The 21,690-nt window shown below is 53.2% G+C and carries 24 protein-coding genes; 23 read left to right on the top strand and 1 reads right to left on the bottom strand.

Features of this window, described 5'->3' with window-relative positions; genetic code table 11:
* The first annotated feature begins 69 nt into the window (after positions 1–69).
* The 21 genes from metF (at position 70) to WMO41_RS00335 (ending at position 19,248) form a co-directional block, all read left to right on the top strand.
* Positions 70–927: a methylenetetrahydrofolate reductase [NAD(P)H] gene (gene metF / locus WMO41_RS00435; RefSeq protein WP_177292441.1), complete on the top strand. Its 858-nt coding sequence runs from the start codon at positions 70–72 to the stop codon at positions 925–927.
* A 43-nt stretch (positions 928–970) separates the two neighbouring features.
* A complete protein-coding gene (locus WMO41_RS00430) occupies positions 971–1,627 on the top strand; it encodes a vitamin B12 dependent-methionine synthase activation domain-containing protein (RefSeq protein WP_349228113.1) in 657 nt (218 codons plus the stop codon).
* A 45-nt stretch (positions 1,628–1,672) separates the two neighbouring features.
* Positions 1,673–4,114: a homocysteine S-methyltransferase family protein gene (locus WMO41_RS00425; RefSeq protein ID WP_349228112.1), complete on the top strand. Its 2,442-nt coding sequence runs from the start codon at positions 1,673–1,675 to the stop codon at positions 4,112–4,114.
* Between the two features lie 97 nt (positions 4,115–4,211).
* Positions 4,212–5,189, top strand: coding sequence for a glycoside hydrolase family 25 protein (locus WMO41_RS00420; RefSeq protein ID WP_349228111.1), 978 nt, complete (start codon positions 4,212–4,214; stop codon positions 5,187–5,189).
* Positions 5,190–5,370: 181 nt separating this feature from the next.
* Positions 5,371–6,054 (top strand): helix-hairpin-helix domain-containing protein, encoded by a 684-nt coding sequence (locus WMO41_RS00415; RefSeq protein WP_349228110.1) that lies wholly within the window; start codon positions 5,371–5,373, stop codon positions 6,052–6,054.
* A gap of 15 nt (positions 6,055–6,069) precedes the next feature.
* The gene (locus WMO41_RS00410; RefSeq protein ID WP_349228109.1) at positions 6,070–6,768 is read left to right on the top strand and encodes a response regulator transcription factor; all 699 of its coding nucleotides are present in this window, start codon (positions 6,070–6,072) and stop codon (positions 6,766–6,768) included.
* 57 nt (positions 6,769–6,825) lie between these two features.
* A complete protein-coding gene (locus WMO41_RS00405) occupies positions 6,826–8,292 on the top strand; it encodes an MFS transporter (RefSeq protein ID WP_349228108.1) in 1,467 nt (488 codons plus the stop codon).
* Positions 8,293–8,349: 57 nt separating this feature from the next.
* Positions 8,350–9,336, top strand: a complete 987-nt coding sequence (locus WMO41_RS00400) for an alpha/beta hydrolase (protein WP_349228107.1) — start codon at positions 8,350–8,352, stop codon at positions 9,334–9,336.
* Positions 9,333–9,812, top strand: coding sequence for a 23S rRNA (pseudouridine(1915)-N(3))-methyltransferase RlmH (gene rlmH, locus WMO41_RS00395; protein WP_349228106.1), 480 nt, complete (start codon positions 9,333–9,335; stop codon positions 9,810–9,812). The genes WMO41_RS00400 and rlmH overlap by 4 nt, the downstream gene beginning before the upstream one ends.
* Positions 9,813–9,847: 35 nt before the next feature.
* A complete protein-coding gene (locus WMO41_RS00390) occupies positions 9,848–10,594 on the top strand; it encodes a hypothetical protein (RefSeq protein ID WP_349228105.1) in 747 nt (248 codons plus the stop codon).
* Positions 10,595–10,667: 73 nt separating this feature from the next.
* Positions 10,668–11,633: a stage III sporulation protein AA gene (spoIIIAA, locus tag WMO41_RS00385; protein ID WP_349228104.1), complete on the top strand. Its 966-nt coding sequence runs from the start codon at positions 10,668–10,670 to the stop codon at positions 11,631–11,633.
* A 2-nt stretch (positions 11,634–11,635) separates the two neighbouring features.
* Positions 11,636–12,163 (top strand): stage III sporulation protein AB, encoded by a 528-nt coding sequence (locus WMO41_RS00380; protein WP_349228230.1) that lies wholly within the window; start codon positions 11,636–11,638, stop codon positions 12,161–12,163.
* A 12-nt stretch (positions 12,164–12,175) separates the two neighbouring features.
* Positions 12,176–12,370 (top strand): stage III sporulation protein AC, encoded by a 195-nt coding sequence (gene spoIIIAC, locus WMO41_RS00375; RefSeq protein ID WP_118720174.1) that lies wholly within the window; start codon positions 12,176–12,178, stop codon positions 12,368–12,370.
* 8 nt (positions 12,371–12,378) lie between these two features.
* Positions 12,379–12,765, top strand: coding sequence for a SpoIIIAC/SpoIIIAD family protein (locus WMO41_RS00370; protein WP_177291917.1), 387 nt, complete (start codon positions 12,379–12,381; stop codon positions 12,763–12,765).
* 86 nt (positions 12,766–12,851) lie between these two features.
* Complete coding sequence (locus tag WMO41_RS00365; protein WP_349228103.1) at positions 12,852–14,054, top strand: stage III sporulation protein AE; 1,203 nt, start codon at positions 12,852–12,854, stop codon at positions 14,052–14,054.
* A complete protein-coding gene (locus tag WMO41_RS00360; RefSeq protein WP_349228102.1) occupies positions 14,032–14,718 on the top strand; it encodes a stage III sporulation protein AF in 687 nt (228 codons plus the stop codon). Before WMO41_RS00365 ends, WMO41_RS00360 begins: the two co-directional genes overlap by 23 nt.
* On the top strand, positions 14,603–15,193 hold the full coding sequence (locus WMO41_RS00355; RefSeq protein WP_177292307.1) for a SpoIIIAG-related protein: 591 nt from the start codon (positions 14,603–14,605) through the stop codon (positions 15,191–15,193). Before WMO41_RS00360 ends, WMO41_RS00355 begins: the two co-directional genes overlap by 116 nt.
* A gap of 15 nt (positions 15,194–15,208) precedes the next feature.
* Positions 15,209–16,012 carry a SpoIIIAH-like family protein gene (locus WMO41_RS00350; RefSeq protein ID WP_349228100.1) on the top strand — a complete coding sequence of 268 codons (804 nt, stop codon included), beginning with the start codon at positions 15,209–15,211 and terminating at the stop codon, positions 16,010–16,012.
* A 152-nt stretch (positions 16,013–16,164) separates the two neighbouring features.
* The gene (locus WMO41_RS00345) at positions 16,165–16,500 is read left to right on the top strand and encodes an Asp23/Gls24 family envelope stress response protein (protein WP_118531089.1); all 336 of its coding nucleotides are present in this window, start codon (positions 16,165–16,167) and stop codon (positions 16,498–16,500) included.
* Positions 16,501–16,848: 348 nt separating this feature from the next.
* The gene (locus tag WMO41_RS00340) at positions 16,849–18,195 is read left to right on the top strand and encodes a sodium:proton antiporter (RefSeq protein WP_349228099.1); all 1,347 of its coding nucleotides are present in this window, start codon (positions 16,849–16,851) and stop codon (positions 18,193–18,195) included.
* A gap of 15 nt (positions 18,196–18,210) precedes the next feature.
* Positions 18,211–19,248, top strand: a complete 1,038-nt coding sequence (locus WMO41_RS00335) for a cytidylate kinase-like family protein (protein ID WP_349228098.1) — start codon at positions 18,211–18,213, stop codon at positions 19,246–19,248.
* A 101-nt stretch (positions 19,249–19,349) separates the two neighbouring features.
* On the opposite strand, the gene WMO41_RS00330 is transcribed toward WMO41_RS00335, so the two are convergent.
* Complete coding sequence (locus tag WMO41_RS00330; RefSeq protein ID WP_177291626.1) at positions 19,350–19,778, bottom strand: DMT family transporter; 429 nt, start codon at positions 19,776–19,778, stop codon at positions 19,350–19,352.
* Between the two features lie 195 nt (positions 19,779–19,973).
* On the opposite strand from WMO41_RS00330, the gene nusB reads away from it, so the two are divergent.
* A complete protein-coding gene (nusB, locus tag WMO41_RS00325; RefSeq protein ID WP_349228097.1) occupies positions 19,974–20,426 on the top strand; it encodes a transcription antitermination factor NusB in 453 nt (150 codons plus the stop codon).
* A gap of 1 nt (position 20,427) precedes the next feature.
* Entirely contained in the window at positions 20,428–21,663 is a 1,236-nt protein-coding gene (gene xseA, locus WMO41_RS00320) for an exodeoxyribonuclease VII large subunit (RefSeq protein WP_349228096.1), read from the top strand.
* Positions 21,664–21,690: the final 27 nt, after the last annotated feature.

Here is a 21,690-nt window from a genome sequence, read left to right as displayed (position 1 = left end):
CAGAAACATTGCGTGCCTGTGAGAAACACAACCGTTATGAAATCATAGAAAAAGAGAGGAACCTTACTTATGAAGATCAGAGATATTCTTGCAAAAAACGAACCGACACTTTCCTTTGAGGTATTTCCACCGAAGACCGAGGACAAATATGAGTCTGTAGAACAGGCTGCTTCTGAGATCGCAAAGCTGAACCCGGCATTCATGAGTGTTACTTATGGAGCAGGCGGCGGAACCAGCCAGTATACCGTGGACATTGCGGCTTCCTTAAAGGCCAAGGGGGTTACTCCGTTAGCGCATCTGACCTGTGTTTCTTCCACCAGAGAGAAGGTACACTCGGTTCTGGACCAGTTAAAGGCACAGGGCATTGAGAATGTACTGGCCCTGCGCGGGGATATTCCGAAGGATGGAAAAGTAGAACATGATTACCGCTATGCTTCTGAGCTCATTGCCGAGATCAAGGCATCCGGTGATTTCTGCATCGGCGCAGCCTGCTATCCGGAGGGCCATGTGGAGTCTGTCAACAAGACCGAGGACATTCAGCACCTGAAAGAAAAGGTTGAGGCGGGCTGTGATTTTGTGACCACCCAGATGTTCTTTGACAACAACATTTTATATAACTACCTGTACCGGGTACGTGAGAAAGGCATTACCGTTCCGGTCATCGCAGGCATTATGCCGGTAACCAATGTGGCCCAGATCAAGCGCATCTGTTCCATGTCCGGTACCTATCTTCCGGCGCGGTTTAAGGCTATCGTAGACCGTTTCGGTGACAATCCGGCAGCCATGAAGCAGGCAGGTATTGCCTACGCAACCGAGCAGATCATTGACCTGATCGCGAACCATGTCAATGGCATTCATGTGTACTCCATGAACAAACCGGATGTGGCGGCCCAGATCAAAAACAGCCTTTCTGAAATTATCCGGTAGAAAAAAGAAAAACAGTAACACAGAAATCACGGAGAGAAGAACATTGACAGAAGAAACATTTCACTGGAATGACCGGGAACTTTTGCGGTATCTGGGCTGCAAAAACGGAGCAGCGCCGGATCAGAATACAGCAGATCTGATCATACAGTGCAAGCAGGAACTGGAGCGGGCGGCATCCCCAAGAGTGATCTGGAGAGAATACCCGCTGTCATTTCAGGGGCATGTGATCGATATGACCTGTCTTCAGACGGAAAGCAAAAGTCTGGAACGCAATTTGAAGGACTGTGAGCGGGTGCTGCTGTTTGCGGCAACCCTGGGCAGCCAGGTAGATGTGCTGCTTCACCGCTATAACATGATCCAGATGAGCAAGGCGGTGGTGATGCAGGCGGCATCGGTAGCCATGCTGGAAACGTTCTGCGATGAACAGAACCAGAAATTAAAAGAAGAATATGAAGAAAAGGGCTGGTATCTGCGTCCGCGGTTCAGTCCCGGCTACGGGGATTTTCCACTGGAATGCCAGCGTTATATTGCGCCGGCCCTGGAACTGGGCAAGCGGATCGGTGTGACGCTGACGGACAGTCTGCTTATGGCTCCGTCCAAATCAGTGACGGCAGTGATCGGCGTGAGCCGCCTGCCAAGAAACTGTACCGTGCAGGGGTGTGAGGTCTGTGCTAAGCGGGACTGCGCTTACCGCAGGTAAAGCAGCAGACGGCAAAGAAAAAACGCGAAGGAGATATCGTTTACCATGGATATATTACAGGAATTACAGAACCGGATCTTATTCTGCGACGGAGGAATGGGAAGCCTTTTGCAGGAGGCCGGATTAAAGCCGGGCGAACTTCCGGGAACCTGGAACATCACCCATCCGGAGGAGCTTGTGAAGATTCACAAAGCTTATCTGGAGGCCGGAGCGGATATTGTGACGACCAATACCTTCGGTGTGGACCGTTTAAAATACAATGAAAATACAGAGTTTCAGTTAGAGCCGGTCATTCGTGCCGCGGTGACCAACGCGAAAGAGGCTATCCGCCAGAGCGGAAAACAGGCCTGGATCGGACTGGATATGGGCCCGACCGGAAAGCTGTTAAAGCCGATGGGAGACCTGGCCTTTGAGGACTGCTGCGCCATCTACCGGGAAGTGGTGGAAATCGGAGCGGACGCCGGCGCGGACTTTGTTCTGATTGAGACTATGAGTGACAGCTATGAGACCAAGGCTGCTGTGCTGGCGGCGAAGGAAGGCTGCAATCTTCCGGTGTTTGTTACCGTTACCTTCGATGAGCGGGGCAAGCTTTTAACCGGAGGAAGCCCGGCATCCATTGTGGCTATGCTGGAAGGCCTGGGCGTCGATGTACTTGGTATGAACTGCGGCCTTGGCCCGGTTCAGATGAAGGAGATTTTAAAGGATATTCTGGAGGTTTCTTCCATTCCGGTCATGATCAACCCCAACGCGGGCCTGCCGAGAAGCGAGAATGGAAAGACCGTTTACGATATTGACGCGGCGCATTTCGCAAAGACCGAGGAAGAAATTGTGGATATGGGAGCCCGGATCGTGGGCGGATGCTGCGGTACCACACCGGAACATATCCGCATGGTGGCAGAGCGCTGCCGCAATAAAAAGCCGGTTCCGGTGACGAAAAAGAACCGCACGGTGGTGTCCTCTTTCTGCCAGGCTGTGGAGATTGGAAAGAATCCGGTTATCATCGGTGAGCGTATCAACCCGACCGGTAAGTCCAAATTCAAGCAGGCTTTGCGGGATCACAATCTGCAGTATATTTTACAGGAAGGCGTGACCCAGCAAGATCATGGCGCCCATGTGCTGGATGTAAACGTGGGTCTTCCAGAGATTGATGAGCCATCCATGCTGGAAGAGGTGGTACGGGAGCTGCAGAGCATCATTGACCTGCCGCTTCAGCTGGATACGACAGATCCGGTGGCCATGGAGCGGGCCATGCGTGTATACAACGGCAAACCGCTCATTAACTCCGTGAACGGAAAAGAAGAGTCCATGCGCACGGTATTCCCGCTGGTACAGAAGTACGGCGGCGTTGTGGTTGCGCTGGCACTGGATGAAGGCGGTATCCCGGAGACGGCAGAGGGCCGCATTCAGGTGGCAAAAAAGATTTATAAGACGGCAGCAGAGTATGGCATCGGGCCGGAAGACATTATCATTGATGCCCTGTGCCTGACAGTAAGCTCAGACAGCCAGGGTGCCATCACCACGCTGGAAACCTTAAGAAGAGTACGGGATGAACTTCATGGAAAGACCATTCTGGGTGTGTCCAACATTTCTTTCGGACTGCCGCAGCGTGAGATTATCAATGCGGCGTTCTTTACCATGGCCATGCAGAATGGCTTAAGCGCTGCCATCATCAACCCGAATTCCGAGGCTATGATGCGCGCGTACTACAGCTTCCGGGCGCTGATGAATCTGGATCCCCAGTGCAGTGAGTATATTTCTGTTTACAGTGGGCAGGTGGCAAGCCTGGGACAGAGTGCAGTGACCGGAAACGGTGGTTCGGCATCCGGCTCTGTAGCCGGGACAGCAGGCAGCCAGGGAACTTCGGATCTGCATGCCAGCATTGTGAAGGGCTTAAAAGACCAGGCTGTGCAGGCGGCAAGGGAACTGCTGGAGACCCAGGATGCCCTGGACGTCATCAACAGCCAGATCATTCCGGCGCTGGATGTCGTGGGAAAAGGATTTGAGAAGGGTACCATGTTCCTGCCACAGCTTCTGATGAGCGCAGAGGCGGCAAAGGGCGCGTTTGAGGTGATCAAGGAAAAGATGGATGCCAGCGGCCAGAAACAGGAGAAAAAGGGAACCATCATCCTGGCAACGGTCAAGGGTGATATTCACGATATCGGAAAGAATATTGTGAAGGTTCTGCTGGAAAACTACAGCTACGATGTGCTGGATCTGGGCAAGGATGTTCCGCCGGAGGCCATTGTGGAGACGGCTGTGGAACAGCATATTGAACTGGTGGGCCTTTCTGCGCTGATGACCACCACCGTGCCGAGCATGGAAGAAACCATCGTGCAGCTTCGCAAGGCGGCACCCTGGGCGAAGGTGATGGTGGGTGGCGCCGTGCTGACCCAGGAATATGCCGATACCATGGGAGCAGACCAGTACTGCCGTGATGCCATGGCTTCCGTCAATTACGCGGAGCAGGTATTCGGTCTTACAAAATAGTAAGAAATTTTTAAAAGAATCGAAATTGAATCTCCTTTCCGTCTGGATTACACTAGGACACATGGACGTTAGTGAACAGACAGAGAGGAGATTTTTTATGATATTTCGTAAGATACATACAGGAAAACGCCTGGCGGCGCTGGCACTCTGCGGCCTTTTCGCTCTGCAGGCTCCGGCAGTACCGGCCATGGCAGCAGAGACACTGACGGTGCAGGATCAGGGCTTTTACCGCAGTGATGGCACAAAGATCGAGGGAGCGGTGGCCAAGGGCGTTACCATTTCCAAATACCAGAACCAGGCAGGTCCGATTGACTGGGACGCCATGAAAGCGGACGGCGTGACCTTCGCCATGATCCGTGTCGGATACTTAAATGACCTGGATCCTTATTTTAAAGAAAATATGGAGGGTGCCATCAGCCATGGCATCCGTGTGGGTGTGTTCCTGTATTCCATGGCACTGGATGAAGAGACCGCGCGCCAGGAAGCCCAGTATGTGCTGGAACAGATCCGGGGATATAAGATTTCCTATCCGGTTGCCTACGATGTAGAGTCCAAATATCTGCTGGACAACGGAAAGACACCGCAGGAGCTGGCAAATCAGACCAACATCTTCTGCAAGGCCATTGCGGATGCCGGATACCGTCCCATCCTCTATGGAAACAACCAGTGGCTGACGAACTATGTCGATATATCCCAGGTACCATATGATATCTGGTATGCACGCTATGGCACGAACGGTGACTTCCAGAACCGCAAGATCTGGCAGTTTACCGAGACGGGTTCCGTGGCAGGCATCACCGGCAATGTCTGCATTGAGGCTTCCTTCTATGATTATCCGGAGCTGGCAGCAGGCAACACCGGAAGCGGAACCTACACGGTTGGTTCTTCCTCAGGCGGTCCGGGTGTAAGCCTGTCAGCAGGAAAGACCCAGGCAACGCCGACAGTCGGAGCGTCCGCGGACAGTCAGACGGGACCATCCGGTCAGGCAGGAGGGCAGGACCAGACTGGTGTGTCTCCGGTTCAGACGGCCGGACAGGATGAAAGCCAGCTGACCAAATCACCATCCGAACAGTAAACAGGGGTGGGATTCTGAAGGGGCTGTCGCAAAAATGGAGCAGGAACGTTCCTGGGATATTTTTGCGGCAGCCCCTTTTGAACCTGTTCTTTTTACAAATACCGCTTGTATTTGCCGAATGCTTTGGGTAGAATAGAGCTAGGCTGAATCCGGGATTCTCTTTGGAAACGGAGAGAATACCATGAAGAAAAAACAATCTGCGATTTTTAAGTGGCTGCTGCTTGCGGTATGTCTGTTCGCGGCGGGATGCTTCTATAGCTGCGGCAGCCGGGAAACGGCAAAAGAGGCAGTATCTGTGCATGGAAACAGGGCATTTCAGGCAGAGAGCGCGCCGGAAAGCAGCACGGAAACAACCGGGGAATATCCGGAAGACACCGAAGCTTCCCGGGAAAACGAAGCTGCCCTGTGTTATGTATATGTCTGCGGAAAGGTGCAGTCACCCGGTGTATACACGCTCCCGGAAGGCGCACGGATCTACGAGGCAGTTGATCTGGCGGGGGGATTTACAGATGACGCGGAAGAGTCCTGGCTGAACCTGGCAGAACCTGTTACAGATGGCATGAGGCTGGAGGTTCCATCCAAAGCCCAGGCGAAGGATCTATCCTGGCAGGCGCAAAGCCAGCATGCAGTAACCGGGAACGGAGATGCCGGAAACTCTGCGGCAGGGCAGAGGGGTCTGGTCAACCTCAATACGGCTTCCCTGGAGGAACTGATGACGCTGAAGGGCATCGGGGCATCCCGGGCGGAGGATATCATCCGTTACCGGAAGGAGGCCGGCAGTTTTACAAGAATAGAAGATATCATGAAGGTGCCGGGCATTAAGGACGCGGCCTTTCAGAAAATAAAAGAAAATATTACAGTATAGGGAATAGGTGAGAACATGGCAAAGATTCTGGTGGTTGATGATGAAAAACTGATCGTGAAGGGCATCCGTTTCAGTCTGGAACAGGACGGGATGGAAGTGGACTGCGCGTATGACGGGGAAGAGGCAATCAATCTGGCAAAACAGACAGAATATGATGTCGTGCTTCTGGATGTGATGCTGCCCAAGTATGACGGCTTTGAGGTTTGTCAGGCAATCCGGGAATTTTCCGAAATGCCCATCATCATGCTGACTGCCAAGGGCGGAGACATGGACAAGATCCTGGGACTGGAATACGGCGCGGACGATTACGTGACAAAACCATTTAACATTCTTGAGGTCAAAGCGCGCATTAAGGCAATCATGCGCAGAAATTCCAGAAAGTCCGGAAAAGGCAAAGCGGCGGAGAATAAGATGATCACCGCCGGGGACTTAAAGCTTGACCGGGAAGGCCGCCGGGTATTTATCGGAGAAAAGGAAATCAATCTGACAGCCAAGGAGTTTGACCTTCTGGAACTTCTGGTCTGCAATCCAAACAAAGTCTATTCCAGAGAGAGCCTTCTGTCTTTTGTCTGGGGCAACAAGGCTTCGGAATCCGGCGATGTGCGTACCGTGGATGTTCACGTGAGACGTCTGCGTGAGAAGATCGAGCCGAGTCCGAGCGACCCGAAATACGTACATACCAAGTGGGGTGTGGGCTATTATTTCCGGGCGTAGAACAGATGGATGACTGCCTGCGCAGCACAGGGACAGCAGCATGAGAGGTGGAATATCATGGGACAGAACAGATGGAAAAACCGGTGGAGACGGCTGGACAACACGGCAAAAATCTTTCCGGTGATCGCAAATGAAAATGTAAGCCAGGTCTTTCGGATTTCGGTGACCTTAAAGGAACCGGTGGATCCAGAGCTTCTTGGCAGGGCGCTGGAGAAAATTCTGCCGGAGATCCGGAATTTCCGCGTGAAGATGCGCCGGGGACTTTTCTGGTATTATTTTGAGGAAAATGACCGGATCCCGCAGGTAAAGCGGGAAAATACCTATCCCTGCCGGTTTATCGATCCCCATGGGAACCAGAAGTTTTTGTTCCGGGTTACCTATTATGAGAAGCGCATCAATCTGGAAGTCTTTCACGCGCTCACAGACGGGCTTGGCGCGGTAAATTTCTTAAAATGCCTGACCAGACAGTATCTGCGCCTGGCGGCGGGCGCGCCGGAGTTTATGACCCGGGACGACGAGAATGCCAGAAAGCAGGAGGTCTTCCACGTTCAGGACAGTTACTTAGAGCACGGAGAAGACGGAAAACCAAGATGCTACAGCTCCAGACCGGCTTATCAGTTAGAAGGGCACTATCTGCCGCTGGGAACCGGGCAGGTTCTGCATGGCTATGTGCCGGTGAGCTGTTTAAAAGCGGTCTGCAAACAGCATGGGGTCAGCATTACCAAGTATCTGGCGGCTGCGCTGATCTGGTCTATCTGGCAGGAGTATCTGGGTGGAAAGAGCAGCAGGCGTGCCGTGGTCCTGAATCTGCCCATTAATCTGCGGGCCTTTTTTGGTTCCGACACCATGGCAAATTTCTTTGCGGTTACCATGATCGGCTGGCTGTTCCGGAATCCGGATATCCCGTTCGAGGTGCTGCTCCAGAAGGTGAGCAGCCAGATGGACCGCAAGATTGAAAAAGACAAACTGGCGGAGAGCATTGCATACAATGTATCCAATGAGAAAAAATGGTACCTGCGGGCCATTCCACTCTTTTTAAAGGCTCCGGCGCTTTCCCTGGTGTTCCGGCTTAAGGACCGGGCTTACACCATGACACTGTCCAACATCGGGCCGGTGCAGATGGAGCCGGAATACGCGGATCTCATCGAACGGTTCCACCTGATGATCGGCGTTTCCAGACGCCAGCCGGTCAAGTGCGCGGTATGTGCCTATAAAGATGAGATGGTCATTACCTTTACCTCAGTCTTTGCGGACAGCCGCCTGCAGAAGCGTTTCTTCCGCAAATTAAAGGAAGACGGTGTGCCGGTGCGGTTTGAGGGCAATGAGCTTTCTGCCGCTGCAAAGCGGGATATGTATCCGCGGGTGCGCAAGGTGCTGATCCGGCGCGGAGGCGCGGAGGAAAAGGCTACGCGCATGGCAAAGCAGGTGGGAAACACCGGAGTGGACGCGGCAAAGGGAATTCGCGACTACGTCAGTGGCCGCAGAAGCTGGAAAGAAGAATTAAAACGCCGCCTGCATATCTGAGTGTGGCAGAATCGGGCAGAAACAAAACAGACTAAGCTTAAGACGGAGGAAGATTGCTTGAAAAACAGAGAGGTGAGTCTGCGCGGAAAACTGGTGCGGGACATGATGAAGAACATGATGGATTCCGCCATGGGACATAAGATCCAGACCGGGGAATACCGGATGGATCCGAAGGAACCGGCCTGGATCTGCCCGCCGGATTATGAATATGAGATTGTGGAGATGCCGCATTTTAAGATGGAATATCTCCGGCCCACCGGTGTTTGTACCGGACGAGTGATCCTGCAGCTTCACGGAGGCGGTTACATTGGCCCCATGAAGAATATTTACCGGGATTTCGCGATTCAGTACTGCCGCAGGAGCTTTGGCGGAGATGTGCTGACGATTGATTACCGGGTGGCGCCGGAGCATCCGTACCCGGCAGCCCTTAAGGACGCGGTGGCGGCTTATCAGTGGCTGATCGGAGAAAAGCATTACGACGCGGACAAGATTGTGATTGCTGGAGATTCCGCGGGAGGCGGCCTGGCCCTGGCTCTGGTCATGTACCTGCGGGATCATGGCATGGAACTGCCGGCCGGTGTGCTGGTCATGTCTCCCTGGACGGACTTAACCAACAGCGGAGCATCTTACCAGACCAATTTTGACCGGGATCCCCAGTTTGGCGGCACCACCGACAACATGTTGTTTCACAGCACCTACATTGGAGACGCAGATCCGAAGGATCCATATATTTCCCCGCTGTTTGGAAGTTTTGAAGGCTTTCCGCCCATACTGTTTCAGGTGGGAAGCGAGGAGGTACTGTTAGATGATACCTTAAGGGCTGCGGAAATGGTGCGCAAAGTCCATGGAAAACTCCGCGTTACGGTTTATGAAGGCATGTTCCATGTGTTTCAGATGGCCCTGCGCCTGATCCCGGAAAGCCGGGAGGCCTGGGAGGAAGTAAGCCGTTTTCTGGAGATCATCTACTGCATTGAGCGCAAGAAAGAAGGAAAAGCCGTAAAGCGGGTGAAATCCGGAAGAGAAAGAAGCAGGAGAGAGGCATGAAGGTTACACTGGTTACAGTAGGAAAGATCAAGGAAAAATTTTATACGGATGCCATCGCGGAGTACGCGAAGCGCCTGAGCCGGTACTGTAAGCTGGAAATCCTTCAGGTGGCCGACGAAAAGACGCCGGATAAAGCCAGCGAGGCAGAAGAACAGCAGATTAAGGAGAAAGAGGGGAAACGGATCCTCGAGCAGATCAAAGATGGCGCGTTTGTGATTGCGCTGGCCATTGACGGGAAAATGCTGGATTCCGTGGAACTGGCGGAAAAGATCAATAAGCTGGGCATTGGCGGTGTCAGCCAGCTGGTCTTTGTGATCGGCGGCTCCCTGGGACTTTCAGAGGCGGTCTTAAACCGGGCCGACTACAGGCTGAGCTTTTCAAAGATGACATTTCCGCATCAGCTGATGCGGGTGATCCTGCTAGAGCAGATCTACCGCAGCTACCGGATTATTCATAAAGAACCATATCATAAATAAAAAAGGGGTTCATAATCAAAAGGAGGTAGTTTCATATGAAAAACTGGAAAAAGGGAATTGCCCTGGTTGTGGCAGCAGGACTGTTGACGATTGCGGGAGCGGCAACCGCGCTTGCGGCATCCAAGACCAGACTGGATACCGTGTCAGACCTGTACTGGGGAGATGATGGCACCACGGCAAACTGGGAGAAGGTGGATGACGCCTACCAGTATGAGGTCCGCCTTTACTGCAACGAGTCCCAGGTGGAGAGCATTAAAACCAAAAAAGATTCCTTCGACATGGAAAAGAAGATGACCAAAGAGGGCGATTACACCTTTAAGGTGCGTGCCCTGGCAAAGTCCAATTCCAAGGAATTTACAGATGGTTACTGGTCCGAAGAATCTGAGGAAACTTACGTTTCTGAAGATTTTGCCGACATGATCAAAAACGGTGGAAGCACATCCCAGTTACAGAACGGCGGTCCGGGCAAAAAGGAAGATGGCCAGGCCACAGAAGAGAAAGAGGCTTCTGTTGTGATTCAGGCAAAATGGATCCAGGAAGCAGGCACTGGCCGCTGGTGGTATCAGAACGCGGACGGCAGCTACCCGAAGGGCGGCTGGTGGCAGGATCCGGCAAATGGAACCTGGTACTTCTTCGATGATCAGGGCTATATGCAGACCGGCTGGATCGACTGGAACGGAAACCGCTACTACTGCACGGCAAGCGGTGCCATGGCAGTTGGTGAGTACACCATTGACGGCGCGCAGTACCGGTTTGACGCATCCGGCGCATTACAGCAGTAAAAGGAAAATTCTGTAAAATGAATATAAAACACCCCTTCCCTCATATATATTATGCAGGGGGAGGGGTGTTTTTTTGGATAAGCGGGAGGAACTGATCAAGATTTTTTCCAAAGATATCCGGGAGATCTTAAAGCAGGTCACGGTAGATTTTGAACAGGTACAGGAGATCCGCCTGCGTGTTCACGCACCGCTTCTGATGATCTGCAACAACCGGGAGTATTACATCACCAGGGGAGGAAATTTAAGCATGCGGGCAGAGGAGGCGTACCTGGTGACCAGAGAGGCGCTGAAGGAAACGCTGGATTATATGAGCAGTTATTCTCTGTATGCTTTTGAGGAGGAAATCAAGCAGGGGTTCATTACGATCCAGGGCGGGCACCGCATCGGCATTGCCGGAAAAACCATCACGGACGGCCACGGGATCCGCAGCATGAAGTTCATCTCTTTTATCAATGTACGCCTGTCCCATCAGGTGAAGGGCTGTGCGGAGGCAGTGCTGCCGTATCTGTATGACCGGGACATGATCTTTCACACACTCATCATTTCGCCGCCGCGGTGTGGGAAGACCACGCTTTTGCGTGATATTATCCGCCAGGTGTCCAATGGAAGCGTGGAGCATGCGGGCCTGACCATCGGTGTCATTGACGAGCGCTCGGAAATTGGCGCCTGTTATCAGGGAATCCCGCAGAATGAACTGGGAATCCGGACGGATATTCTGGACTGCTGTCCCAAGGCCCAGGGGATGATGATGCTGATCCGCACCATGTCACCCCAGGTCATCGCGGTGGACGAGATTGGAAGCCGGGAAGATTTAGAGGCCATTGAATATGTGATGAACTGCGGCTGCAAGCTGGTGGCTACGGTACATGGAAGCTCCATCGAGGACATCAAGCAGAAACCGGTGCTTCGGAAAATGGTGCTGGAAAAATGGTTCGAGCGGTACGTGATCTTAAATAACAGGGGAAAAGTGGGCAACATCGGGGAAATCTACGATTCCAGGGGATGCAGGCTCTATCCGGTGGGAGGTGAGTGCTTTTGAGTATGCAGGGATGGATGAAGCTGTTTGGCGCAGCCTGCATCCTGTGCGGGGCTGCGGGGACCGGAATCTGGTTTTCCGGGCGGTACCGGCAGCGGATTCTGGAGCTGGAGCAGTTAAAACAGATGGTATTTCTTTTAAAGGGGCAGATCCTGTATGCCAGCGCGCCGCTGCCGGAAGCGCTGGAAACCGTGGGAAAACGGGTGGACGGAGTCCTTGGAAGCCTGTTTCTGGAAACAGCGGCTACTCTGGAGTCGCAGCCCGGGGAACCATTTTCCGCGATCTGGAGGAACGCGGTTTCTGAAATGGAAGGGAAGACGGCACTTTCAAAGTCGGACAGGCAGACCCTGGAAAATCTGGGAGAACACCTTGGCTTTCTGGACCGGGAGACTCAAGAGCGGACGCTTCTTTTGTACCTGGAACAGGTGGACACGGAGCTGCAGGTTTTGCGGGAACACCGGCAGGAGCGGTGCAGGCTGTATACAAGCCTTGGGGTGATGGGCGGCCTGTTCCTTGCGGTGATCCTGGTCTGATGGAGGGTACATATGGGAGTGAATCTGATTTTCCGCATTGCCGCGGTGGGAATCCTGGTATCTGTGATCTGCCAGGTGCTGCGGCACAGCGGGCGGGAAGAACAGGCATTTCTGACCAGTCTGGCGGGCCTTGTGCTGGTGCTGTTCTGGCTGGTGCCTTATATTTATGATTTGTTTGAAACTATGAAAAATCTGTTTGCACTGTAGGGGATGCTATGACGGTAGTAACGGTGGGAATCATCGGGATCATGACAGTGCTGATGGCAGTCCAGCTAAAAAGCCTGAAAGGGGAGTACGGCCTGTATCTGGTGCTGGCAGCAGCCTGCGTGATCTTTTTTTACGGAACCCTGAGACTGAAGGGGATTTTAGAGGGGCTTCAGAAAATCCAGAACATGATCCGCATCAATCCGGTCTATTTGAATACGCTGCTGAAAATGACGGGGATCACCTATATTGCGGAGTTTTCCTCCGGAATCTGTAAGGATGCGGGCTATGGGGCGCTGGGAACCCAGATCGAGATTTTTGGAAAGCTTTCCATTCTGGCGGTCAGCCTTCCGGTTATCCTGGCGCTTCTGGACACGCTGCAGGGGCTTCTGGCATGAGGCGGGGGAGAAGATGGCTGTTTTTGCCTGTGACCGGCTTTTTTTTATTCTGTGTGTTCAGCGGGCCGGAAAGCCGGACGTGGGCTATGGACACGGGTGACGCGGTGCAGGAAGCTGGTGCGGATGAGCTGCCGGAGACGGAGCAGATACCGGATACCTTGGATGCTGCAGGTGAAATTGCCGTGGATGAGCCGGAGGGCATGTTTAACGCGGTGGAGGCGGCGCTTTCGGGGGACGGGCTTTCCGGCATCGGAGATATTGAGACGTATTTAAGACAGGAGCTTGGAACTTCCGGCCACCGGCTTACCCTTGGAGACCTGATGCGGGCACTGGCGTCCGGCAATACAAAGGAGGCGGCATCCCTGTGCCTGGACGGACTGCGCCAGGAAATTTTGGGAGAACTGCAGGGAAAAAACCGCATGGCGGGGCGACTTCTGGCGCTGGGCCTGTTTGGGGCTCTGTTTGCCGGATTTTCCGAAGTATTCTCCGGCGGGAATATGGCAGAGACCGGATTTTTTCTGACCTATCTGATGTCCTTTGCGCTTCTGGCGGCGGTGTTTGGGGAAAGCGCGGAGGCTGCGGCCCGGGTTTTAGACAGCCAGATCCAGTTTATGAAGGTACTGCTTCCTTCTTATTTCACAGCGGTGGTGTGGTCCGGAGCGGGGCTTTCCTCTGCGGCCTGGTATGAAGCGGCCCTGTTTCTGATTGCCGGAGTGCAGAGACTCTATGCGGGACTGCTGCTTCCGCTGGTGCGCATCTACTTTCTGTCGGTGATGGCTGGTTCTATGGTGAAGGAAGATATGCTGTCCCGGATGCTGGATCTTTTAAGATCCGCGGTTTTGTGGGGCAGCCGGTCACTGCTCGGAGTCGTACTGGGATTCCAGCTGGTTCAGGGCATGGTGCTTCCCTATGCGGATTCTGTGAAAAATGCCGGGATGCAGCGGCTTTTGCAGGCGATTCCCGGCATTGGAGACGGGGCAGGAGCGGTGACAAAACTGATGCTGGGTTCTGGGGTGCTGATCAAGAATACCATGGGAGCGGCGGCGGTTCTCCTTTTGTTTCTGTTTTCCATTGTACCTCTGGCAAGACTGTTTGTACTGTATCTGATCTACCGGAGCGTGGCTGCGGTGCTGCAGCCGGTGGCGGACAAGCGTCTGGTGGTCTGTTTAAGCGGTGTTGCCCAGGCGCAGAAAATGCTTCTGACGGTAACAGCCTCCGGGTTTTTACTCTTCGCGGTCACCATAGCCCTGATCTGCCAGGGAACCAATGCAGCTTATCTGGCATCGTAGGAAAGGCGGGATGGCATGTGCGGTGCATGTGTCTGCACCCGGGAGTTCCGGAGGAAAAGGAGGCGGTTGCGTGACAGCAGTTTACGAGTGGATTCGGAACCTGACAGCGTTTTTCCTGTTTTTATCCGTGATGGAGAACCTGCTGCCGGGACAGAAGTACGGAAAGTATATCCGGCTGTTTGCGGGCATGGTGCTGGTCCTGCTGGCAGTAGAGCCGTTTACTTCCGGATTTGACTTAGAGGAGGTGCTGGCGCGCAGCTATGAGGATCTGCTGGTCCGTGGAGAAGCGGAAGAACTGAAAGAACAGCTGGGGGTGACAGAGCAAAAACGCCTGGGACAGATTTTCTCACAGTATGAGGAGGCGGTTGGCCGGGATGTAAGGGAGCTTGCGCAGTCTCTCGGAGTTTCCCTGTCAGACTGCAGCGTCCGGATCGAGGATGACGAAAGCAGCCCGGAGTTTGGGACGGTGCGGGAAATCCGGGCAGTTCTTTCTGCGCAGTCCGCACCGGCAGAACAGGAGAAGCTGTCAAATAAGATTCAGGAGTATTATGGTCTGGAGGAGCAGTATGTGGAAATTAAAATTGCCGGAGGGGAAGGACCGGTGGGTCTTTCTTCTGACGGTGGGCGTGATCCTTTGTATCCTGGCGTTTCCGGCGGGCAGTAAAAGCAGCCGGATGGCACTTCCGGCATCCCGGAATGTGGAGGAGGCGGGAAGTGCCTCTATGGCAGCCGGGCAGGACGCGGCCGCCTATGAGCGGGAACTGGAGAAGCGGGTAAAGGAAATTCTGAGGGGCGTTTCCGGTGTGGGTGAGGTCGATGTGATGATCGTGCTGAAATCCTCTGCGGAAAAGGTGATTCAGGTGGACAACAGCACCTCAAAATCGGTAACCACGGAAAAGGGGAGCGGAACAGACCGGTCCGTGGAAAGCATGGACCAGGAACACAGCACGGTACTGACGGGAAGCGGCAGCGGGCAGGAGCCGGTGGTGGCAAAAGAGGTCTATCCGGAGATTGCCGGGATCGTCATCAGTGCCTCCGGCGGCGGCCAGCCCTCCGTGCAGGCAGAGATTTCCGAGGCCATGGAGGCATTATTCGGGCTTCCGGCGAATAAAATAAAAGTGTTAAAGCGGGTGGAGTAAAAAAGGAGCGTCGGTATGAGACTGAAACGGGAAGGAATACCAAAACAGGAAGGAACAGGAAAGCAGGACATCAATATGAAGAAACTGTTTCGAAGAAATCAGATCATCATCACGACCCTGGCCATTATGATTGCGGCTGCCGGATATCTGAATTACGCGGGAAAACGGGAACTGGAGGCCAGCGCCGGAGACGGAATTTATCAGGCAGGAACCTTTGATATTTCCGAGGAGGACCTGCTGGCGGAGAACCAGAAAAACGGACTGGGAGACAGTGCCGTCATCGAGGAGGCGCAGCCCCAGGCGGAAGGATCCGGACTTCAGGCAGAGGCATCGCAGGAGGGAAGCCTTCTGGCAGAATCAGATGCGGGAACGGAGCTGGCCGAGATTGACAGCTGGGATGGCGGTGAGGAGGCCGGGATGGAAAATCCGGGCGAGGCAGTGCTGACCAGCGGCCTTACAGTTTCGGATTACATAGCAGGGGTGCAGTTAAACCGGGAACAGATCCGGGCAAGAAATAAGGAAACCTTAAATTCCATCATCAACAGCACGAACATTGACGAGTCTGCCAAGCAGGAGGCCATCCAGAATATGATCGCCCTGACCGCGGTGGCAGAAAAAGAAAACGCGGCGGAGACGCTTCTGCAGGCCCGGGGCTTTGCGGATCCGGTGGTAAGCCTGACCGATGGAAAGGTGGATGTGGTCATCAACGCGCCCTCCATCACTGACCAGCAGCGGGCCCAGATCGAGGATATCGTGAAGCGCAAAACGGAGGTTAGTGCGGAAAATATTATCATTACGCTTTTGAATCTGGAGGATTAAAAAACAAAAGCCCCTTTGCAAATCAGGGCAGATTTGTTATACTATAGGAAATAAAGATTTCGGGCAAAGGCCGTGAAATCTGTCTGATCTGAGGAGGGAACACTGTGGCAGAGTTAGAAGGAAGAAATACACATAAATTATATGAAAAAGAGATGATGGGAGAGGTGCGCATCGCGGATGAAGTGGTAGCTATCATTGCAGGCCTGGCAGCAACTGAGGTAGACGGCGTGGATTCCATGGCTGGCAACATCACCAACGAACTGGTTGGAAAGCTTGGCATGAAGAACCTGTCCAAGGGCGTAAAGGTAGACGTGACAGAGGAGCATGTGTCCGTAGACCTGTCCTTAAACATCAAGTATGGCTACAACATCCCGGATGTGAGTGAGCGTGTGCAGGACCGTGTCAAGTCCGCCATCGAGAACATGACCGGACTTACCGTGCTGGATGTTAACATCCGCATCGCAGGTGTCAACATCAACGAGCAGTAAAAAGAAAGCAAAGTCAGAAGGCTGGCCCGGAAACGGGCCGGCTTTTTTGTATGATAGGAAATTGCGTCCTATCATACAAAAAAGCTCCGCGAGGATGCGCACTCGGCGCAATGGCAGATGGTTGCTGAAGCAACCGCGCCTCGGCGCGAGAATCCGGCAAGCCGGATGCTTTTTCATCTTTGGCATCTGGCTGTGAATTGGGAGGGCCAATGCGTTAAAATGTTGTAAAAAAGTGTGACAATAAAATATCGATGGTTACATTTTCAGAAGAAAGGTGCTATAATCCATGGTTGTTTCCGAGGAAGAACAATTTGACTGTTCAAGACTAAACAGGGAGACAAGGAGGGAATGATGATGAATCTTGCATTTTGTATTCCATTTGCGGGACTTCTGCTCTGTATCGCGGTGCTGCCGCTGGTAAAAGCAGAGTGGTGGGAGGCACACCAGCCCCATGCGGTCGTATTCTGGTCGCTGCTGTTTGTGCTGCCCTTTGCGTTTGTGTATGGCCCCGGGCAGGCGTTTGAGAAGGTGTTGGAATGTATCGTAGATGATTATCTGACATTTATCATTTTGCTGTTCGGTCTTTTTTGTGTTTCAGGTAACATTACCCTGGAGGGGGATCTGGCGGGTTCCCCACGCATCAATGTGGGACTTCTTCTGATCGGCACCATGCTCTCGAGCTGGATCGGCACCACCGGTGCCAGCATGCTGATGGTGCGTCCCATCATTAAGATGAATGCCTGGAGAAAGCGGAGAAGCCACATTATGGTCTTCTTCATTTTCCTGATTTCCAATATCGGAGGCTGCTTAACGCCGATTGGCGATCCGCCGCTTTTAATGGGCTTTATGCGTGGTGTTCCGTTTTTCTGGAGCCTTCATCTGTTACCGGTTCTTCTGTTTAATGTGGTGATTTTACTGACGGTATTTTATTTTCTGGACCGCAGGGCTTACCGGAAAGACATTGCGGAAGGCTTAAAACCGGATATCAGCAAGCCGGGTACGGAGGTCCATATTCTGGGACTTCACAACCTGATCTTTCTGGCTATGATCGTGGCTGCCGTGATTTTAAGCGGAACATTACCGGGTATGGCAGCATTTCAGGATGCAGAGGGTGCAGTCCGCGGTATCCATCTGTTTGGAGAGGTAACCTTAACCTACCCGGCTCTGATTGAGGTGGTGATCATTCTTGCGGCAGCGTTTCTGTCCTTTAAAACCACAAATGCAGAAATCCGCCGGAAGAACCACTTTACCTGGGGCGCCATTCATGAGGTTGCCGTACTCTTTGTCGGTATCTTCATTACCATGCAGCCGGCCCTTATGATCTTAAAGGCAAACGGCGCAAGCCTCGGCTTAAACAAGCCCTTTGAGATGTTCTGGGCAACGGGATGCCTGTCCAGCTTCCTGGATAATACACCGACCTACCTGGTATTTCTGACCACGGCCGGAGCGCTGGGCTTTACCGAGGGCATGCCGACGATTCTCGGAACGGTTCCGGTTGCCATGCTGGAGGCTATCTCATGCGGCGCGGTATTTATGGGAGCGAACACTTACATCGGCAATGCGCCGAACTTTATGGTCAAATCCATTTCCGACGAGAATGGTATCCGGATGCCTTCATTTTTCGGCTACCTGCTCTGGTCTGTCACATTTCTGATTCCGGTATTTTTACTGGACATGCTGGTATTCTTTTTATAAGGAGGGAAACAGACTATGGAATATACACAGGAAAGTCTCCGCGAGCTTGCGGAGCGCATCTATGATCTGGATGCGGAAGTTTATACCCGTCTGGGATCCTCTCTGGGCCGCGTGTTCAACCGCGACCGGGAACGCTGCGTGACGGAGATTGTGAATCTGATGATGCAGCGGGACAGCGGCCATCAGCTCCGAAGCGAGCTGGCGCTGATCAGCAACATGGCACGGACCATTCCGGATAAGGAAAGCCGCTCCATGGTCATGCGGGAGTACACCAGTATCCTGCATGAGGTGCTGGCACTGCCTACCAGCTTTGGCGATGGTGATGTGTTGGATCAGAAGATGGCCAGCTTAAATGCCTTAAACCTGGAAAACCGTTTCTCCGGCAAGGACCATCTGATCATCTGCATCAGCCGTACCTACGGCTGCGGCGGCAATGAGATTGGCTTTACCCTGGCAGACCGCCTGCGGATCAACTACTACGACGCGGAAATCTTCTCCGCGGTGTTAAAACGCCTGGAGGCGGAAAAGGATCATGTAAAGGATCTGAGCAGTTATCCGGGAAAAGAAATGGATAAGGCAAATCAGGAGGCTGCTTTCGCGAAAACCCAGAAGATGACCTTAAAAACCTGGGCTTCGGAGTTCAGCCGTTACCATGGCTTAAGTAAGCGCGACGCCATCTTTTTCAACCAGAGTGATCTGATCTGCGACATGGCAAAACATGAGGACTTCATTGTGATGGGTCGCTGCGCCGATGTGATCCTGACGAACAATCACATTCCGCACATCAGCATTTTCATCACAGCTCCCTTTGAGCGGCGCCTGCGCCGTGCCATGGAGCTTCATCCGGGCTTAAGCGCGAAAAAGGCAAAGCATCTGTTAAAAAAGCTGGACCGGGATCATCAGGACTATTACCATTTCTTTACCGGAAGAAAATGGGGCAATGCCTCCAACTATGATCTGTGCTTAAACAGCGCAGCCTACGGAATTGACGGTTCCGTGGATTTTATTCTGCGTATGCTGGACCGGGAGGGCAGGACAAATCTGCCGCGGTAGGAGAAGCTTTTGCCGGATCATCTGTCAGCATGATGAAATTCAGTGCGGGAACGTAACTGTGAGGGTACTGAACAGTTACGCGGGAACATGATCCGGCCTGTTCAGCTGTGAAACAGCACGATTCCTCCGATTGCAATGAGTGCGCCAATGACTTTTCGCCATTCAAAAGGCGCTTTCTCCACGCCGAACCATCCGAACAGTTCAATGGTGTAGGCCACAATAATCTGGGTTACCACAATAAAGAGTGTGGCCTTCGCCGGACCGAGCCCGTCCATACTTCGGATGACCGTCCAGGTGATGAAAGCACCAAGCACTCCGCCAATGGCCATATACCAGGGCCGCACGGTGAGCAGAGAAGAAACCGGCGTCCGTTCGGAAAACAGCCAGAGAACCACGCAGGTGAAAAAAGCAGTGAGCTGAACCCAGCCGGCAGAAAGCCAGATGCCGGTCTGGCGGGTCAGCCCGGTATTTAAGACCCCCTGGATGCTCATAAGGGCGCCGGACAAAAGGGCAATCAGAAATCCAAACATAAACAAGACTCCTTTCGTAAGAAAATAAAACCTTTGCCGCATAAGATACTCTCTAGTGTGTCTGATGCGGCAACTTTTATACCCTGTGAAAGCGGCTCCACTTGTGAAACTGAAAAAAGTATGCTATGATAATGCGTAAGATTGAATAACTGTGCGGCAGGCACTGAACAGTTACATCAGGAGGAAGAAAGACAGATGACCAGAAGAGAGATGCGTGAGCATTGTTTTAAGATCCTGTTCGGAGTAGAGTTTTATCCGACAGAGGAGATAAAGGCTCAGGTGGAGCAGTATTTTGACGCTCCGCAGGAGGACGACGTAGCAGAAAACGGAACAGAGGAAGTTGTCCACAATGTGGAGATGAAAGAGGTTGACCGAACCTTCTTAACCGACCGTGTGGAAGGAATTGCCGGAAAGATCCCGGAACTGGATGCCCGCATCGATGAGGTAGCCCAGGGATGGAAGACCAGCCGCATGGGAAAGGTAGAGCTTACCATCCTGCGTCAGGCTGTTTATGAGATGCAGTACGACAGTGAGGTGCCTTCCAAGGTTGCCATCAACGAGGCGGTAAACCTTGCGAAGAAATTTGGCGGAAAGGATTCACCGGCTTTCATCAACGGTGTGCTGGCGAAGCTTGTGACCGAGGAGTAATATGGCCAGCATTTATTCTGTTTCCCAGGTGAATTCCTACATTAAAAATATGTTTGCCCAGGACTTTGCCCTCAGCCGGATTACGGTGCGGGGCGAGGTCTCAAACTGTAAGTACCATACATCAGGACATATTTACTTTACGCTGAAGGACGGGACCGGAACTCTGGCGGCAGTCATGTTTGCCGGCCAGAGGAAAGGTCTCTCTTTTCAGTTACAGGAAGGACAGCAGGTGGTGGTGACCGGCTCGGTCGATGTCTACGAGCGCGACGGAAAATACCAGCTGTATGCCAGAAAGATTGAACAGGAGGGCCGCGGGGACTTATACCAGCGCTTCTTAAAGCTTCGTGATGAACTGGAAGAGATGGGTATGTTCGCGCCAGAGTATAAGCAGCCCATTCCCCGGTACGCGAAGACGGTGGGTGTGGTGACGGCCTCTACCGGTGCGGCCATCCGGGATATCATGAATATCACGAACCGCAGAAATCCCTATGTCCAGCTTGTCTTATATCCTGCTCTGGTGCAGGGGGCGGGAGCCGCTGCTTCCATTGCAGCCGGAATCCGTACGCTGGACCGTATGGGTCTGGATGTGCTGATCGTAGGGCGCGGAGGCGGTTCCATTGAGGACTTATGGGCGTTTAACGAAGAGGTTGTGGCGCGGGCCATCTTTGACTGCGCGACTCCGGTCATCTCCGCGGTAGGCCATGAGACGGACGTGACCATTGCGGACTATGTGGCAGACTTGCGGGCACCAACCCCGTCTGCGGCGGCAGAACTGGCCGTATTCGATTACCGCCAGTTTGAGACAGTGCGGCTTTCTTATCAGGCGGCGCTCAATCAGGCTATGGAGCGGAAGACAGAACTTGCCCGTTACCGGGCAGAGCAGTACCGCCTGCGCCTGCAGCTGCACGATCCGGAGCGGAAGCTGCGGGAGCAGAGGCAGCGCCTTACGGACACGGAAGATGCCATGAAGCGGGCCATGGAGCAGAAGATGACCGGCGCGCGGCACCGTCTGGCACTGCTTGGCGGACGCCTGCACGGATTATCGCCGCTCGCGAAGATCAGCAATGGATATGGATTTGTGACGGACGCGGAGGGAAAACGGCTTTCCAGTGTCGCTCAGACAGCGCCGGGAGAAGAGATCACCCTGCGCATTTCCGATGGAAAGATTCTGGCACAGGTAACCGAAACGATACCGTATCAGAAAACGCCGGATAACAGGACAGAAAGTAATGATTGAGACAGAGCAGGCGGCATGCGGTAAAAA

This window comes from Ventrimonas faecis, assembly GCF_040096075.1.
GTDB lineage: Bacteria > Bacillota > Clostridia > Lachnospirales > Lachnospiraceae > Brotaphodocola > Brotaphodocola faecis.
The sequence above is the reverse complement of the archived record's forward strand: the minus strand, read 5'-3'. Positions and strand labels throughout refer to the sequence as shown.

Coding starts and splice junctions, on each gene's coding strand:
- WMO41_RS00370 (WP_177291917.1), top strand. CDS start 12,379: ATGACGGTAGTAACGGTGGGAATCATCGGGATCATGACAGTGCTGATG.
- WMO41_RS00420 (WP_349228111.1), top strand. CDS start 4,212: ATGATATTTCGTAAGATACATACAGGAAAACGCCTGGCGGCGCTGGCA.
- xseA (WP_349228096.1), top strand. CDS start 20,428: ATGGCCAGCATTTATTCTGTTTCCCAGGTGAATTCCTACATTAAAAAT.
- nusB (WP_349228097.1), top strand. CDS start 19,974: ATGACCAGAAGAGAGATGCGTGAGCATTGTTTTAAGATCCTGTTCGGA.
- WMO41_RS00380 (WP_349228230.1), top strand. CDS start 11,636: ATGCAGGGATGGATGAAGCTGTTTGGCGCAGCCTGCATCCTGTGCGGG.
- WMO41_RS00410 (WP_349228109.1), top strand. CDS start 6,070: ATGGCAAAGATTCTGGTGGTTGATGATGAAAAACTGATCGTGAAGGGC.
- WMO41_RS00390 (WP_349228105.1), top strand. CDS start 9,848: ATGAAAAACTGGAAAAAGGGAATTGCCCTGGTTGTGGCAGCAGGACTG.
- WMO41_RS00360 (WP_349228102.1), top strand. CDS start 14,032: ATGCAGCTTATCTGGCATCGTAGGAAAGGCGGGATGGCATGTGCGGTG.
- WMO41_RS00365 (WP_349228103.1), top strand. CDS start 12,852: ATGGACACGGGTGACGCGGTGCAGGAAGCTGGTGCGGATGAGCTGCCG.
- WMO41_RS00405 (WP_349228108.1), top strand. CDS start 6,826: ATGGGACAGAACAGATGGAAAAACCGGTGGAGACGGCTGGACAACACG.
- rlmH (WP_349228106.1), top strand. CDS start 9,333: ATGAAGGTTACACTGGTTACAGTAGGAAAGATCAAGGAAAAATTTTAT.
- WMO41_RS00355 (WP_177292307.1), top strand. CDS start 14,603: ATGGTCTGGAGGAGCAGTATGTGGAAATTAAAATTGCCGGAGGGGAAG.
- WMO41_RS00330 (WP_177291626.1), bottom strand. CDS start 19,778: ATGTTTGGATTTCTGATTGCCCTTTTGTCCGGCGCCCTTATGAGCATC.
- WMO41_RS00335 (WP_349228098.1), top strand. CDS start 18,211: ATGGAATATACACAGGAAAGTCTCCGCGAGCTTGCGGAGCGCATCTAT.
- spoIIIAC (WP_118720174.1), top strand. CDS start 12,176: ATGGGAGTGAATCTGATTTTCCGCATTGCCGCGGTGGGAATCCTGGTA.
- WMO41_RS00350 (WP_349228100.1), top strand. CDS start 15,209: ATGAGACTGAAACGGGAAGGAATACCAAAACAGGAAGGAACAGGAAAG.
- WMO41_RS00340 (WP_349228099.1), top strand. CDS start 16,849: ATGATGATGAATCTTGCATTTTGTATTCCATTTGCGGGACTTCTGCTC.
- WMO41_RS00415 (WP_349228110.1), top strand. CDS start 5,371: ATGAAGAAAAAACAATCTGCGATTTTTAAGTGGCTGCTGCTTGCGGTA.
- metF (WP_177292441.1), top strand. CDS start 70: ATGAAGATCAGAGATATTCTTGCAAAAAACGAACCGACACTTTCCTTT.
- WMO41_RS00345 (WP_118531089.1), top strand. CDS start 16,165: ATGATGGGAGAGGTGCGCATCGCGGATGAAGTGGTAGCTATCATTGCA.
- WMO41_RS00425 (WP_349228112.1), top strand. CDS start 1,673: ATGGATATATTACAGGAATTACAGAACCGGATCTTATTCTGCGACGGA.